The sequence below is a fragment of the Candidatus Oleimmundimicrobium sp. genome (assembly GCF_030651595.1).
Classification (GTDB): domain Bacteria; phylum Actinomycetota; class Aquicultoria; order UBA3085; family Oleimmundimicrobiaceae; genus JAUSCH01.
The window spans coordinates 16,075-31,836 of sequence record NZ_JAUSCH010000029.1 but is presented as its reverse complement, the minus strand read 5'-3'; the positions used below and the strand labels follow the sequence as shown (position 1 = coordinate 31,836).

The 15,762-nt window shown below is 39.0% G+C and carries 15 protein-coding genes; 9 read left to right on the top strand and 6 right to left on the bottom strand.

All coding sequences use genetic code 11. From position 1 onward, the window contains the following. Nucleotides 1-184 precede the first annotated feature (184 nt). Entirely contained in the window at nt 185-1,087 is a 903-nt protein-coding gene (gene htpX, locus Q7U95_RS02155) for a zinc metalloprotease HtpX (protein ID WP_308751630.1), read from the bottom strand. Nucleotides 1,088-1,278: 191 nt separating this feature from the next. Further along, entirely contained in the window at nt 1,279-1,833 is a 555-nt protein-coding gene (locus Q7U95_RS02150) for a LemA family protein (protein ID WP_308751629.1), read from the bottom strand. 103 nt (nt 1,834-1,936) lie between these two features. On the opposite strand from Q7U95_RS02150, the gene Q7U95_RS02145 reads away from it, so the two are divergent. After that, entirely contained in the window at nt 1,937-2,632 is a 696-nt protein-coding gene (locus Q7U95_RS02145; RefSeq protein ID WP_308751628.1) for a rhomboid family intramembrane serine protease, read from the top strand. Nucleotides 2,633-2,753: 121 nt separating this feature from the next. Here Q7U95_RS02145 and Q7U95_RS02140 read toward each other — a convergent pair whose 3' ends face one another. Then, nucleotides 2,754-4,055 (bottom strand): L,D-transpeptidase, encoded by a 1,302-nt coding sequence (locus Q7U95_RS02140; RefSeq protein WP_308751627.1) that lies wholly within the window; start codon nt 4,053-4,055, stop codon nt 2,754-2,756. Between the two features lie 169 nt (nt 4,056-4,224). Between Q7U95_RS02140 and fusA the strand changes: the two genes are divergently transcribed. Beyond that, nucleotides 4,225-6,300 carry an elongation factor G gene (gene fusA, locus Q7U95_RS02135; RefSeq protein WP_308751626.1) on the top strand — a complete coding sequence of 692 codons (2,076 nt, stop codon included), beginning with the start codon at nt 4,225-4,227 and terminating at the stop codon, nt 6,298-6,300. Nucleotides 6,301-7,074: 774 nt separating this feature from the next. Here the strand turns inward: fusA and Q7U95_RS02130 are convergent. After that, nucleotides 7,075-7,338, bottom strand: a complete 264-nt coding sequence (locus Q7U95_RS02130; RefSeq protein WP_308751625.1) for a LysE family transporter — start codon at nt 7,336-7,338, stop codon at nt 7,075-7,077. A gap of 126 nt (nt 7,339-7,464) precedes the next feature. Between Q7U95_RS02130 and Q7U95_RS02125 the strand changes: the two genes are divergently transcribed. The 3 genes from Q7U95_RS02125 (at nt 7,465) to Q7U95_RS02115 (ending at nt 10,383) form a co-directional block, all read left to right on the top strand. Beyond that, complete coding sequence (locus tag Q7U95_RS02125; RefSeq protein WP_308751624.1) at nt 7,465-8,466, top strand: 3D domain-containing protein; 1,002 nt, start codon at nt 7,465-7,467, stop codon at nt 8,464-8,466. 168 nt (nt 8,467-8,634) lie between these two features. Beyond that, the gene (locus Q7U95_RS02120) at nt 8,635-9,963 is read left to right on the top strand and encodes a DUF1015 domain-containing protein (protein ID WP_308751623.1); all 1,329 of its coding nucleotides are present in this window, start codon (nt 8,635-8,637) and stop codon (nt 9,961-9,963) included. 228 nt (nt 9,964-10,191) lie between these two features. Further along, nucleotides 10,192-10,383 (top strand): DUF6485 family protein, encoded by a 192-nt coding sequence (locus tag Q7U95_RS02115; protein ID WP_308751622.1) that lies wholly within the window; start codon nt 10,192-10,194, stop codon nt 10,381-10,383. A 194-nt stretch (nt 10,384-10,577) separates the two neighbouring features. Here the strand turns inward: Q7U95_RS02115 and Q7U95_RS02110 are convergent, their stop codons facing one another. Continuing rightward, nucleotides 10,578-12,431, bottom strand: a complete 1,854-nt coding sequence (locus Q7U95_RS02110) for a DUF2207 domain-containing protein (protein ID WP_308751621.1) — start codon at nt 12,429-12,431, stop codon at nt 10,578-10,580. A 98-nt stretch (nt 12,432-12,529) separates the two neighbouring features. On the opposite strand from Q7U95_RS02110, the gene Q7U95_RS02105 reads away from it, so the two are divergent. Beyond that, on the top strand, nt 12,530-12,793 hold the full coding sequence (locus tag Q7U95_RS02105; protein ID WP_308751620.1) for a hypothetical protein: 264 nt from the start codon (nt 12,530-12,532) through the stop codon (nt 12,791-12,793). Nucleotides 12,794-12,886: 93 nt separating this feature from the next. On the opposite strand, the gene Q7U95_RS02100 is transcribed toward Q7U95_RS02105, so the two are convergent. Continuing rightward, nucleotides 12,887-13,285 carry a CBS domain-containing protein gene (locus Q7U95_RS02100; protein WP_308751619.1) on the bottom strand — a complete coding sequence of 133 codons (399 nt, stop codon included), beginning with the start codon at nt 13,283-13,285 and terminating at the stop codon, nt 12,887-12,889. A 108-nt stretch (nt 13,286-13,393) separates the two neighbouring features. Here Q7U95_RS02100 and Q7U95_RS02095 point away from each other — a divergent pair, with 108 nt between their 5' ends. The 3 genes from Q7U95_RS02095 to trxB all read left to right on the top strand — a co-directional run bounded on the left by Q7U95_RS02095 (nt 13,394) and on the right by trxB (nt 15,735). Then, nucleotides 13,394-13,570 (top strand): hypothetical protein, encoded by a 177-nt coding sequence (locus Q7U95_RS02095; protein WP_308751618.1) that lies wholly within the window; start codon nt 13,394-13,396, stop codon nt 13,568-13,570. Nucleotides 13,571-13,742: 172 nt separating this feature from the next. Beyond that, nucleotides 13,743-14,792 (top strand): PIN domain-containing protein, encoded by a 1,050-nt coding sequence (locus Q7U95_RS02090; protein WP_308751617.1) that lies wholly within the window; start codon nt 13,743-13,745, stop codon nt 14,790-14,792. Next, entirely contained in the window at nt 14,785-15,735 is a 951-nt protein-coding gene (trxB, locus tag Q7U95_RS02085; RefSeq protein ID WP_308751616.1) for a thioredoxin-disulfide reductase, read from the top strand. Before Q7U95_RS02090 ends, trxB begins: the two co-directional genes overlap by 8 nt. The last annotated feature ends 27 nt before the right edge of the window (nt 15,736-15,762 follow it).

The window sequence follows — 15,762 nt, the reverse complement described above, 5'->3', positions numbered from 1 at the left end:
CAGAAGTAACCCCTTTTTGATTATCTTTTTCATTCATTTTATTGGCCATTTTTTCGCTTTCTCAAACTATTTGGAAATTTAAAGATTGAATTATTATTATCGGCATTTATTAAATTATCCTTTAGAGTACCTCGGCCAAATTTTTGTGGAAAATAGTTGGTTTTCTTTATCAAGCAAACATTAGCTAATTAGCTTCAAAAGCCATTTCTTTGAGTTTCTTAACCCTCTCTTCCATCGGCGGATGAGTGTTAAAAAGATTGTTTACTGAGCCCTTGAGGTTTTTTAGGGGATTGACAATATATAAATGGGCCGTTGCCTTGTTAGCAACCTCCAGTGGCTCACGGTCGGCAGCAAGTTTTTCCAGAGCACCGGCAAGCCCCTCAGGATAGCGGGTAAGCATCGCCCCGCTGGCATCGGCCAAAAATTCACGCTGGCGCGAGAGCGCCAAGCGCATAAGTTGAGCGATTAAGGGAGCAAGAATAGCTAGGATGAGGCCGACCACCATTAAAATAACATTAATCTCCCCTCTATCTTCATTTCTTCTTCTGCCACCACCCCACCAAAATGACCTAAGAAGCCAATCCGAAAGAAGGGTTACCGACCCAACCATTACAACTACTAAAGTCGCAAACCTGATGTCATAATTTTTAATGTGGCTCATTTCATGGGCAATAACGCCCTCAAGCTCAACCCTGTTGAGCTTTTCAAGCAAACCCGTGGTAACGACAATCGCCGAATGCTCAGGGTCACGCCCCGTGGCAAAAGCATTCGGGGCGGTATCTTCGATGACATACATCTTTGGCGTAGGAATATCCGCGGCAATTGCCAACCCCTCTACTACATTATAGAGATAAGGAAATTCTTCTTTTTTGACAGGCCGTGCCCGGCTCATGGTCAGCACTATTCTGTCGCTGTAGTAGTAACTTGTCCAGCTCATAGTGATGGCAACCACCAAAGCAATAATCACCCCGGCGTAACCAAACTGGGTGAGCTCTCCAAAGATATATCCTAAAAGGACCACGAACACCACAAATATGGCAATCATGGCCCATGATTTTCTAACATTGCTCGAAATTTGTTCATACATATTCTAGCCCCTTGGCTTCTTAGCTTCTTGGTCACTATGTAACTGTATCCTCATCAGCCATAAGTTTAATGGCCCGGCCTTGCGGCCTCGATAGCTGATAGTTTAAACCATAAGCCCCGCCAGAAGGCGGTCAGGCATCTGCTATCTGCTATACGCCATAAGCTCCGCCAGAGGCGGGCAGGTATCTTCTATTAAAACTTTACTTCAACTGACTCTCTGGAAGTTTCTTCTATCTCAAAGTAATCGCGCTCTTTGAAACCAAAAATGGAAGCAACAACATTGCTGGGGAAAGACTGAATTAGCGTATGAAACCTCATAACTGTGTCATTATAAAACTGACGGGCATAAGCAATTTTACTCTCGGTTCCGGCCAATTCCTCTTGAAGCATCATAAAATTCTGATTTGCCTTAAGTTCCGGATAAGCTTCGGCAACCGCAAAAAGCGATTTCAGGGTCTGGGTGAGCATATTCTCCGCACTCGCTTGTTCTTTAATATTTCCCGCTTGGATTGCTTGAGTCCTCGCCTTTGTAACCTTTTCAAAAACTTCTTTTTCGTGAGCAGCGTAACCTTTAACCGTCTCAACCAAGTTAGGAATTAAATCGTAGCGGCGCTTAAGCTGAACACTGATTTGAGCCCAGGCATTATCTATTCTGTTTCTTAAAGTAATTAAACGATTGTAGGTCGCGATAACGCTCAAAACAATAACTACAAATAAAATAAGAAGAACTACCCATACTAAACTCATAAACTGCTCCTTTCTAAGCCATATATTTATTTTTATCATAATTTCGTTAATACGCTTTGTCAATTAACCCCTCTTTGGTTAAGATTAATGCTCGGGAGGCCGTATGATTATTCCAATTCACGATGATAACCCCACACAAACAATTTCTTGGGCAACAATGAGCCTAATCATTATAAATGTAACCATCTTCATTTATGAACTATCTCTTGGAAGCGGTTTAGATATGTTTATAAAAGAATATGCGATGACTCCGTATTTGATTGTTCAATTCCCGAGCATAAGCACTTACTTGACTTTAATTACTTCAATATTTTTACATGGTGGTTGGATTCATGTAATAGGGAATATGCTCTATCTCTGGATTTTTGGTAACAATATAGAGGATGTTTTGGGACACGGTAAGTTTCTCGTTTTTTATTTCTTATGCGGATTAGGGGGAGCCATCGGGCATATAATCTTTAACCCAACTTCTACCATCCCAAGTTTGGGAGCAAGTGGAGCTATCGCCGGAGTGCTCGCTGCTTATTTAATTCTCTATCCTTTAGCCACAATCGATGTTGCCATCCCCATCTTTATTTTTATTAAAATAATCAGGTTGCCCGCAATTATTGTCATCGGTTTTTGGTTTTTCTTGCAGCTTACAAGCGGGTACGCCGCAATCACAACACCGGTGATGCAATCGAGTGGAGGGGTTGCTTGGTTTGCACACATAGGAGGATTTATGACGGGTCTTTTATTGATATTAATTTTTCCAAAAAAGCGTAATCCGAGAGTCCGACATAGAAAAGATAGATATTAATCCCTCATCAACTTCGCTCTGCGAAATCTCCAACAAAACATCCTCAGTTATATCAAACAGGTTGGCAGACTTATAGGAATGTAGATTGAAACTCGATTGATAAATCATTCTGTCTCCAGATTCATCTAATAATATCAACAGGAACCCCGACAGACACCCTGGGAAAAAGATCTATCGCGTCACGTGGATACATTCGTATACAACCATGCGACGCAGCCCTTCCTATAGACCACGTTGAGGGAGTACCGTGAATTCTTATCCCTGAAGCGCTAAGATTTAATGCTCTTGGTCCCAAGGGATTCCCCGGGCCGGGTGGGATGAAAGGCGGCATATCTTCAGACCATGGTTTGTTCGGATTGTACCAGGTAGGATGCATTCTTTTTGAAGTTATTCTGTAACTTCCAAGAGGAGTAGGATATCGCGGACTCCCCACGGCAACTCTGTAAATTTTTTTCACCAGCCCCCCCTCGTAAAGATACAATTTTCTCTCAGAAATATCTAAAACCAATCGAGTGCTATCGGATTTAAATGACCACTTTTCGCTCCCCTTGTTTCCCGCAACATCGATAATCTCTACCCTTACTTCATGTTCTCCGTTGACAACATAGATAGGCTTACTTTTAAGCACCATTCTTTCAAAATCAATTTCACTCTCAATTTTTTCGCCTTCAACCCAGATATTCGCTGAAGCCACTTTTGTATTTTCCTCAAAACCGACTTCTATGACAGGCATATCCCCTCTTACAATAGAATCAATTTCAGGGAAAACACTCAATATTTTTGGGGCAGACGCGTCAAATAAAATCGGGATTTTCTTGCTCCAAATATTTCCAGCCACGTCAACAGCTTCTAAAGTTAATTCATTTTCTTTCTCAGGTAATCTCCATATATTAAGAGTAAAATTCCCACGTGAATCAATTTCCTCAAACGATATCTTGTTCCCGTTTAAAAGAACTTTTATTTCAGCACCCGGTTCAGTGTTGCCTTTAAGATTAATTCTTGATACCGGAGTTGCTATGACGCCATTAAAATTCTCAAAGCTCACTTCGGGAGCTACTGTATCGACAACAAAAGACCACTTTAAATTGATTTCTTTGGACAATAAACAGCAATACAAAAGGTCAACATCTACAAAATGCTCTCCCTCGGAGAGTTTTTGAGTAGAATAGGCAAAACTTGTTGAACCTGCAGATACAGATAAGGGGACATCCTTGCCATCAAGCTTAAACTTTTCGAGTTTTAAACTGACAAAAGGAGTCAAGGTTTTTATAGAGATGGTTGGGGCAGAATCAGAAATTACATTTTTGCCGGAAGGGGCTATTTTTATAAAGGAGCCTCCGAAAGCATAAAAATAGCCCCAGGTTAAAATGGATAAAATAATTGCCCCCGCGAACGAACATACTATTAATTTCTTTCCCTTCATGACACCCTTTCATAGCCCCCCATAACTGCATTTAACAATTATTATACCCATTAACACTTATTTTAAAAGTTTTTATCTCTATTAGGGTACAATTGTTAAATTAACAGAAGGATTATTCCCCTTAGATATCGAAAATATCGTGTACATGAATAATTGGAGGGATAATTTTATGGGAGAAATAACTACAAGTAAAATTAGAAATGTTAGTTTAGTTGCTCATGGAGGAACCGGAAAAACGTCTCTTGCTGAAGCTGCCCTATTCACTTCCCAGGCCATAAATCGTTTAGGTAAAGTGGATGATGGAACTACTGTAACCGACTACGACCCCGAGGAAATTAAAAGAAAAATATCAACAAACTCTACTTTAGCTTATTTAGAGTGGAGGTCAAACAAGATAAATTTAATTGATACGCCCGGATATGCTGATTTTATAGGCGAGGTAAAAGCAGCTTTAAGAGTATCGGATGCAGCCATTGTATTGGTGGATGGCCTCGCGGGAGTTAAAGTCCAAACGGAAATAGCCTGGAAAATGGCCGATGAGCGAAATTTGCCAAGATTGGTATTCATCAACAAAATGGATAAAGAGAATGCCAGTTTCGAGAAAGCTTTAGAAAGTTTAAAAAAAACATTTAAAAATTCCTTTGTGACAATTCAGCTTCCAATTGGAGCCAATAAAGATTTTAAGGGTATCATCGACATCATTAAAATGAGGTCTCTCACTTTCAAAAATGGAAAAGTAACTGAAGACGCCATCCCTGACAACCTTAAGCCCATGACCGATAAATATGCAAAAATTCTCACCGAAGCAGTTGCTGAAACTGATGACAATCTCTTAACAAAATACTTAGAAGAGAAACCCTTGTCTTCGGAAGAAATCCTGGAAGGATTAAAAAAAGCGACAAAAAGTGGCCAGATTGTCCCAATTCTTTGTGGCTCAGCTACTGAAAATATCGGGATAAACCCCTTGTTAGATACAATAATCGATTACCTGCCTTCCCCCGACGAAAGACCCGCGGCAAAAGGAACAAACCTAAAAACCAAAGAGGAGGAGACGTGTAAGCCCATTGAAAATGAGCCCCTCTCTGCCTTGGTATTTAAAACTTTATCCGACCCTTACATCGGCAAATTAAATTTTGCCAGGATTTACTCAGGAACTCTTAAAGCTGATAGCGAAATTTACAACAGCACCACTAAACATAAGGAAAAAGTAAGTCATCTACTTCAAGTAATCGGCAAAGAGCAGAAAGATATAAAAGAAGCAATTGCCGGAGACATTGTGGCAATACCTAAGCTTTCTAATACTCATACAGGAGATACTCTTTGTGATGAGTTAAAACCAATTGTTTTTGAGAAGATGACCTTTCCTGAACCCATCTTTTCAATTGCTTTGGAGCCCAAAAGTAAAAACGACGATGGGAAACTCGGTACTTCCCTTAATAAACTAACTGAAGAAGACCCAACATTTAAAGTTAAAAGAGACCATGAAACTGGTCAAACCATTATTTCGGGGATGGGGAATGTTCATTTAGAAGTAAAGGTAAGCAAACTCAAACAAAAATTTGGAGTTGAAGCAATAACTAAGGACCCAAAGATAGCTTATAAAGAAACAATCCGCGGAACATCAAAAGTGCAAGGGAAATACAAGAAGCAATCCGGAGGCCATGGTCAATATGGCGATGTATGGATAGAATTTAAACCCCTTCCCCATGGGGCAGGTTTTGAGTTCGAGGACAAAATTTTTGGTGGCTCGGTTCCCAAACAATACATACCGGCCGTTGAAAAAGGGCTTATTGAGGCCTTGGATAAGGGCGTATTGGCCGGATATCCTGTTGTTGGCATCAAAGCAATACTTTATGATGGTTCATACCACCCGGTTGACTCATCTGAGATGGCCTTCAAGGTAGCAGCTTCCATGGCCTTTAAAAAAGGAATACAAGAAGCAACCCCTGTAATTTTAGAGCCGATATTAAATGTTGAAGTAACTGTGCCTCAAGAGTACATGGGAACTGTGATTGGAGATTTAAACAGCAAGCGCGGGAAGATTCTTGGGATGGAGCCTATTGGAAATGGTTATGAAATAGTTAAGGCTCGGGTTCCAAAAGCCGAGATGAAAAAATATGCGCCCGAATTACGCTCAATGGCTCATGGACGAGCCACTTTCTCGTTTAAATTTGCCAGCTACGAAGAGGCCCCTCATGATATACAGGAAAAAATAATTGCAGAGGCGAAGAAGGAAAAGGAGTAGGTAGCCACCAGCTACCAGGAAAATTAAAAGTATAAACTTTCATTGTTTTTATTTTTTAAAACCCCGTGGGTTGTTTGTAGGCAACCCGCCACCTGCCCGCCATTGCCTAACGGCATATTAGGCGTAGGCAGGCGGGGAGGCGGGCAAGCCCTCCTACGGCGGGTAAACATATGAGAGCGCTAATTTTTACTTATATGCCATATCATTTTTAGGTGTAAAAATAGGTCGTTCAGGAAATAAGCCGAAGCTGTCTGACCCCGGAGTGAAACGAGGGGGAGTTCTGCAGGTGCCTGAACAACCGTTATTTTGGAGCCGTAAAAAATGATCGGCCGTCCTTCTTTTGCTTCATTTTCTTGGACGAGCAAGAAAATGAAGGGAGTAAAGTTTCGCAATGAGAGAACCGACTGAGTAGGCGCGCGCCGTGCCTACCGGCAGGCAGGCAATCCAGAGCTGTTGCCCGCCCACAAAATAAAATTCTTAAAACTAAGTAAATTTAATTCATAAGAACTTCTTTCCCGTTACAATCATAAACGAAATTGCGCTATACCAAATCAAATCAGCAAGAATATGAGCCGAAAAGAAAAAAATGAGACCCCAAATGCCAAACTTTAAAGCCGCCAAAATGTAAGCTATTCCAATAGTTGCTCACCAGATAGTCCAATATGAATTTGAGAGACTAACAAAAACACCCGCCGTTACGGGACCCGTCTTAATTTTCGAGGAAGATTTAAATTCAAGGGAGACGGTTTTTTTGAGAAACTCCCTTCAACATATCTAAACCCATCCACAACAAGAAAAGGCCCCAAAAAAGACCGATGAGGCCAACAATTGTTGAGTTAGTAAAATTTTCTGAAACCCCAAAGCCAAGGCCACCACCAGAATAAGCTCTAATATCGCGTGTCCCAGAACAATTAAAGGACCCGACCAAAAACCTCTCTGATGAACCTCGTTTATGGTAACCGCGAGTAGAGGCCCCGGCATTATCGCCCCAGAAAAACCAACTATTAATGATGTAATAAAAATCCCTATTAATTCCATTTAAAGATCACACACGCATTATACCAGGTCATTAAAAAACTTAAAAAATTTCTTTTATGAATGTTTTTGTTGTGGTAAATTTTAAGATACCGCTCTTATTAAAGAGAACCGCCCAGGGGAGGAAAAGTGCTAAAAAAAAGAAGATGGTTTTGCCTTTTTTTAATGGCATCTTTTTTAATAAATTACTTGTTGTTACCGAGTTTTGTCCAAGCTCAACCCAATAATCAAAATATCTACACGCAAAAAAACGAAGTTCTAAGCCAGCAAAAAATATCAGAACTCGAAAAAAACAAAGAAAATATCCTTTCAGAGCTTGTAGCCATTCAAACAAGTATCAATAGACTTAAAAAATCAATCCCCCAACTTGATGCCGAGTCATTCTTAGCTGAAGAGGAAATTAAATTACTAAATAAAAATTTAGACGAAACACAATTGCGTTTAGAAGAAAAAACCAGCATCTTAAATAATAAATTAAAATACATCTATACATCCGGCAATTTTAACCCCTTTTGTTTTCTGCTTACCGTAGAGAATTTTAATGAATTTTTTGATAACTTTTTTTACCTAAAATCGCTTGCAAAACAAGACTCAAAGCTTATTGAGTCAATACATAAAGAAGAGGATAATTTAAACAAAACAAAAGAAGAGATAGAAGTAAAACAAAAGCAAATTATCCGCTTGATAGAGCAATCACAGCAGAAAAAAGATATTCTTAAAAAACAACTCGAACAAAAAGAGAGCTCATTAGCACAGGTTGACAGCAAGTTGGAAGATAATCTTTCTTCAATAATAAAAAGAATAGAGAGAATAGAGAGTAGTGTTTCAAGAGGAACTAAGCGTTCCGGAACACTTAGAATGTTAGCCACAGGCTATTGCCCCTGCCCCATATGCACCGGCTCAGGTGATGGAATAACTGCCATTGGCCTTAAAGCAGGATATGGAATCGCTGCCGTTGACCCATCGGTAATTCCCTTAGGAAGCCGACTTTACATTTCAGGTTATGGAGAAGCTATTGCCGGAGATGTAGGAGGCAAAATTAAGAAAAATCACATAGACCTTTGTTTTAATGCTCATCAAGAAGCCCTTAACTGGGGGAAGCGTTGGGTTATCGTAGAAATCTTAGATTAATTTCCTGAATTAGTACGCGAAATCTTTTGAAAAAAACCTTTTATCCCCAAAATCTCTTTTCTGTAATAACCATTACTTGTACTTAAAAATAAATGTAACAATTTGTTGTCCAAAACAAACATCTCACGTAAAATTGTTGTGTCGCAAATTCAAAAAAAGGTGAAAATTTTGATTGAAATTAAACCATTTAAAGGCATTACTTACAACAATCGTAAGATTAACTTAAAAGATGTTACAGCTCCTCCTTACGATGTTATATCCCCCGAAGAACTGGAAAATTTTTATAGGAAAAGTGAGTATAACGTAGTTCGTCTCGTTCTGGGTAAAAACGAACCGGGCGACAACGGGCTCAATAACAAATATACTCGTTCCGCAAATTATTTAAAAAATTGGCTGAACCAGAACGTTTTGCTCCCCTCCGACAAACCCGCAATTTATATCTACAAGCAAAAATATAAAGCAAAAGGAAGGGATGTAAGCCGCGTTGGTTTTATAGCCCTTCTTAAACTTGAAGATTTCGAGAGCGGCAAAGTCTTGCCTCACGAAAAAACATTCCCTAAAGCTAAAGTTGACCGCCTCAATCTACTAAGGGCCTGCGAGACCAATTTTAGTCAAGTCTTTTCATTATATTTAGACCCGGAAGGGAAAATAGACAACATACTTAAAAAATTCCCGGACGATAAATCAACTATTAAAATAATCGATGAAGACAGAGCAAATCACACCTTACATCAAGTTTTCGACGAAAAAATCATCAAAAAAATTAGTCAACTCATGAAAGATAAGACAATATTTATAGCCGATGGGCATCATCGTTATGAAACTGCATTAAACTATAGAAACGAAATGAGAAAAAAAATTAACAACTATTCCGGAATCGAAGGGTTTAATTACGTAATGATGATGTTTGTAAATATGAACGATGAAGGCCTGTCTGTCTTACCCGTCCACAGAGTAATTAAAGATATTTCTTTGCCTGATGAAAATGAAATTTTAGAGAAAGCTGCCAACTTCTTTAAAATTGAATCCTTTAAATTCAATGAAGGCAACAAAGAAAAGATAAAAAATATTTTTAGTCAAAGACTTTCTGCCGAATTTAACAAAACACATGCCTTTGGAATATATCCGGGAACAAACAAATACCACTTGCTTATCTTAAAAGATGAAAACATTATGGATAAGTTAATCCCATCAGAGCACTCCCAAGATTGGAAAAAACTGGACATAACCATACTTCACTCCTTACTCATCGAAAAAATCATCGGTATAAAAGATAAAAATCTAATCAAACATAAATCGATAAAATTTACACCTGATGAAAATGAAGCGCTTGAGCTCGTCGATAAGGGAGAATATAAAATTGCCTTATTGGTTAACCCAACCAAAGTTGAAGAGGTAAGAGCTGTTGCCAGCAATCGGGAAAAAATGCCCCAAAAATCGACTTATTTCTATCCAAAACTACTCACCGGCTTAGTTATAAATAAACATGGGAAGTAAATAAGGAAAAAATCGTCAAAAGTCAAAAAGGCTAATGGCAAGTGGCAAAGGAGAAGTAACGAGTATGGGTAAAGTTAAATAAAAAATGGGGAACCATAACGTAGAATTAAAAATGTTTTTAAAACTTTTTTCACTTTTCTATATATTTTTTCATTTTTATATTTTAATTCTTCATTTTGACTTACTCCCGACTCCCGACTAAGAAACTACCGACTGTAAGGAGGTACTATGGAATGCACATTTGAGGAAAATAAAAAAATTTGCAACTGCACATACGAACCTTGCAGCAGAAAAGGAAAGTGCTGCGAGTGTGTGGCTTATCATAGAGATAGAGGAGAGCTTCCCGGATGCTTCTTCCCACCCGAAGTAGAAAAAACTTACGATAGATCAATTGAGAGATTTGTTTCGCTCTATAAGTAAACCGGCCGATAGCTTATAGCGTATAGAATATAGAAAAACCGAGAGCATAGAGCGGGAAAGCTTAGAGTCGAAAAACTAAAAATGTCTTTAAGAATTTTAAACTTTTTCATTTTTATATATCGTTTTTAACTTTTATTTTTTATTTTTTAATTCGAACTTGCTCCCGACTGTCAACTGACAAACTCCCGGCTAATCTAGCCGCCGCCACCGCCACTTGCTGAACTCATGGCGCTTGAGGCAACGGCCGAAACCGAGGCGAAACTGTTGCTGAGCGACTCCAAGCCGCTCAATCCCCCGACACCGCGACTTGATTCAAACCAAGCAGGTCCGGCATATGTTGTTGCAACCCCCTCGTTTATTGTGGGAATAACAATTTTTAGCTGTTCTATCACCTCTTTTGCCACACCCAAACCAATGGCGTAAATAAGATAGTGCTCCCAAATTACCATGGAGCTCGGGAGTGCCTCTTTTATGTTTGAAAAATGAAGTAAAAATTTTCTAAAAGCAGCCCACTGCTGAAACTGCAAAGCAGCTTTATATGAACGCCTTTTTAGCAAAAACGAAAGAAGAAGCTGGATAATCCCCGAAACAATTGCGATAAAGCCCCACGAAATTTCCCACGTTGCTAAAATCAATATGCCAAATATGATTACCGTCATCGAAACCAAAATGTTTAATCCTATTACAAGCCCTTTTCTCTCCAAAAACTTCTGTTTCTTAGCATCTGAAACAACTTCTTTTTTCCAGTTCTTGAAGAAACTCTGGAAAGAAGAGGAATGTTTTTTTGCGTATTTTTTAATTTCTTCCAGGCTAACTTTTTGCCCATTCCCTACCTTATTAAAAAGGAGATTTAAAAGAGTTTTTTCAAACTTTTTCAAGCCGTCGGAAGACTTATCCATTTTTGCAATCGTATAATCATAATCCTCTTTCTTTTTAAAAAACCCTTTCCTTATAACCACATTTTCCTTTATCTTCATATGACCGCGCCTAGCTAAATCCATTATAGTTGAGACCATATCCTCTGTGTTTATGCTTCCAAAACGCCATAAATAACCCATTACCGCGGGAGGATAATCCGCCGGCAACTCACGATAGTATTCGCCCTCAAAATCAGTTTTATATTCCTTTCCAAACATAAACCACATAAACAAAAAGAAGACAAAACCCACGAGCGCAACTATAATGGAGGCCACCATACCCATTTGACTTAACTTCTCTCTCCTTTGCAGTTCCTCCTTCGCTTTTTCCCTCGCCTCATTCGCTTCTCTTGCCCACTCTGCCTCTTCAACCAAAGCATCTTCAAGTATCGGCTCATCGAAATCAATTTCCGCCTGAGGGACCAGTAAAGTAGGAAAAAGTATCCGGCCTTCCATAAAGATTTCAGGCGGTAAATTTGAAATCTCATACTTAACAGTCTGACTATCTAAAATAGTCACTTCCCCAGATAAGGGACCGTGTCCCCAAGCCCTAATCTCCTTTTTAGATGCCCCTTCGGGCAGATTCACTGTTGCCACAAAGTTACCAATTTCCTTCTTCCAGCCGGTCCCTATAAACTTCCAATAAAACTGCGCCAAATCAGAGTAAACATCGATACTGTTACCCACCCTGTATTTTATTGTAAATGTCCTCTGTTCATCGCTTGCAGAAAAGAACCATTTGGCTGAAATTACATCGCCGCTTCTTGTAATTTGAGCCGTCCCCGGCTGCGAGGAAGCAGACTCCTCGTAAATAACATCACCCTCCGAAATTGAAAAACCCGTAACGTCATAAAATTTCTCCCTCTCCTCATTATAAAGAGGGAGGATATATGCGGCCCAACTAAAATCGCCGTCGAAGTCGAAAGTTCTGTTCTCAACAACATCGAAAGAACCGTCCGAATTTACCGTCACATCAATATCAACGCTCGGAAAATAATAATCCTTGGCCGAAGCTCCGATCGGAAGGATAAACATAAAGATAAGAATAGAAATTAAAAAATAAATCCTTCTTCCAAAAAACTTTGAAGATACTGACACAAAAATCACCTCATTAGCTTCTTCTCCATCCATCCAACTTTTCCTACAATTTCTCCGCCCCAAATAAAGGAGGACTTCTCATCCTCTTTATTGAATTCATTTGGCACCTATCTTATTTTAAAGGAATGCAAATGAAATTTAAAAGAGCAAAAATTGTCCTGATTACAGCAAACAATAACATAAGTTATGGCAGTGGTTTCAAAATCACGCCACAAGCCAGAAACGATGACGGTCTATTAAACATCTGTTTGGTTGATGAGCTTTCGGCTTGGAAAGTCATCCCCCGATTGCCCTTCGTAATAATCGGAAAACGCGCGCCAAGGCTTCCCGGATTACTTACGGGCAAGGAACTAAAATGGAACATCAAGGACCATCATCGGGTAAAAGAAGATTAAAAATATACCGAGAACACAAAAGTTAAGTTAAAAGCGAGGTTTTGTCTTCACTTTTAAAACTGATGTCCGTAACCACTTAACTTACTAAATCAACTATTTAGCGCCATATCTTTTGGCCATCTCTTTAATTACATCACTAGCCGCCAGAATCCCTACGGGCCTGCGTAAAGGGGGTTCACTCATAATGACCAAATGATGAATATGTTTCTCTTGCATAATCGCGACAGCTTCAGAAACAAGCGCGTCGGGATTAACTATAATTGGGCTGCCTCCCAATATATCTTCAGCAGTCATTTTTTCAGCATCTTTTCCATAAGCCTTCATTAATCCAAGGTCAGAAATAACTCCGCAAGCCTCACCAGCTTCATCAACTACAACAATACAATGAACTACATTATCGACCATCATCTGAGCTATCACATTTACAGGAGTTTGAACGTCACATGTAACAACCCCCAAATGCATAAGATCTCGTACCAACAAATCACTCACTTCACTCACCTCTTTCATAAAAATGCTAGTTTTTTGTTTTAATTTTAACTTTAAAAAGATAAAATGTCATTATAATGACAGGATTACATTTTAAAGGAGTGTATTTAAATGAAAATTTTTACCTGTTTGGCTTGTCACCTGAAATTTGAGATTAAAGAAGAGGAACAGGAACAAGAAAAAATAAAATGTCCACGTTGCGGCAGTTTAAATGTGACAGAAATAACGGATAAGCTATCATCTGTTTTTAACAATTTTTCGTGCGGAATCAATAAAAAATCTACCTGATGAGCCTTGTCGCGGACAGATAGTCCGCCAATTAAGTTAACCATAAAACAAGCCATGCTTCTCTCTTGGGCTCTTTAAGTTTATCTCTAACTATGCAGGCAAAAGAAAAAGATTATATAATATATTAATTGTTGCTCATTAAGAAAAAAGTGCTGAGTTCAAGGAGATAAATTTGAAACATATTTTTGTCTTAGATACAAATGTACTCTTGGAAGACCCGGATATCATTTACTCTTTTACCGAGGCCGAAGTAATAATCCCTGAAACAGTGCTTTCGGAAATAGATAAATTAAAGATGGCCCATGTTAGCAGCGATATTAAGCACCATGGCAGAGAGGTATCCCGAAATCTTTTTAATCTCTCAGAGAAAGGCAAGTTAAGCGATGGTGTCCAAATAAAAAATGGAACCACAATCAAAATCGCAACATTGGAACCCTTCCCCGAAGTGCCAAAATCTCTAAATCTAAAAATTACAGACGATCGCATATTAGCCATAACTTATCAAATTCATAAAAAAAATCCCAACAGGGTAATCCTTATAACAAGTGACCTTAACATGCTTTTAAAAGCCCAAACTTTGGGTATAAATACCCAACACAAAGAAACATCTTCTAAAAAAGGCTTTGTTTTATTTAAAAAACCAATGTGGAAAGTTATTTTACCTTGGGTATTGGTTGTTCTGTTGGTTTTGACAATCTTCACAATCTTATATTTGGGGGGGTTCCCTCCTTCCCAAAAACCTTCTAGTGCCCCACCAGAAGTAACCTCCGAGCAAGAAATATACCAATCTAAAAAAAATGAATGTCTCAAGGCACTGGAGGATAACCCAAATGATCTTCAAGCATTAGTGGGTTTAGGCAATCTTTATTTTGACAACAAACAATATCAACTAGCCATAAATATGTATCAACGCTCTCTAGAGATACAATCCAACAACACAAACGTACGAACTGACTTGGGGATAGCATACTTTTATCTTGGCATGAATGATGCTGCCATACGTGAGTTCCAAGAAGTTATAAAAATAGACCCCAATCATCCCAATGCGCATTTTAACTTAGGTATTGTTTTTTGGAGGGGGAAAAATGACCTAAAAAATGCCCTCAAAGAGTTCGAGAGATATTTGGAGCTCCTTCCTGAAGGCCCCTCAGCTGAGGAAGCCAAGCAAAACATCACTCAAATTAAAACTACTATTGAAAATAGTGGAGATAAAAATGAATAATACAAACGATTTTTATGACTTAATCATTATCGGAGGCGGGCCGGCAGGACTAACCGCCGGCATATATGCTGCAAGAGCAAAACTAAAAACCTTGCTTTTGGAAAAAGGGCTGCCTGGTGGCCAGATATCTACAACAGAATATGTTGAAAATTACCCCGGATTTCCCAATGTAATTAAAGGGCAGGAACTTGCGCAAAAAATGGAGGCGCAAGCAAAGCAATTTGGCCTGGAAATTTCCCTTTTATCCAAGGCAACTTCCCTGAAAAAGAAGGATGGAGCATTCGAGATAAAAGTCAATAATAAAGGAAGCTACTTTGCAAAAACAATCATCATAGCTACCGGGGCTTTTCCGGCAAAACTAAATATTCCGGGAGAAAAAGAACTTACCGGAAGAGGCGTTTCTTATTGTGCTACATGCGACGGAGCATTTTTTAAAGACAAGAAAGTTATTGTTGCCGGAGGAGGTAACGCTGCAATTGAAGAGGCCCTGTTTTTAACTCGATTTGCCTCAGAAATCTTTATTATCCACAGGCGAGACCAATTTAGAGCTGATAAAATCTTACAAGAAAGAATCCTTAAAGATAAGAAGATAAAGTTAATTTTGGACTCTAAAATTAAAGAAATATTGGGGACGTCCAAGGTAGAAGGCTGCATTGTTCGAAATAAAAAAAGCGGGGATGAAAGCAAGATAGCCATCGACGGAATTTTCGTCTATATTGGAAGTGTTCCAAATACAAGCTTTGTAAAAGGTGTTTTGGAATTAAACAACGAAGGATACATTGTAACAAACGATGAGCTACAAACGTCTCTCCCCGGTATATTTGCCGCGGGAGATGTGAGACAAAATAAATTAAAGCAAGTTGCTGTGGCCGTAGGAGAAGGTGCACTGGCAGGGGTCTCCGCACAAAGATATCTGGAAAAAATGAAAAACAAAAATCTGTAAAAGTATGGCTATGTAAAAAAGGAGGCG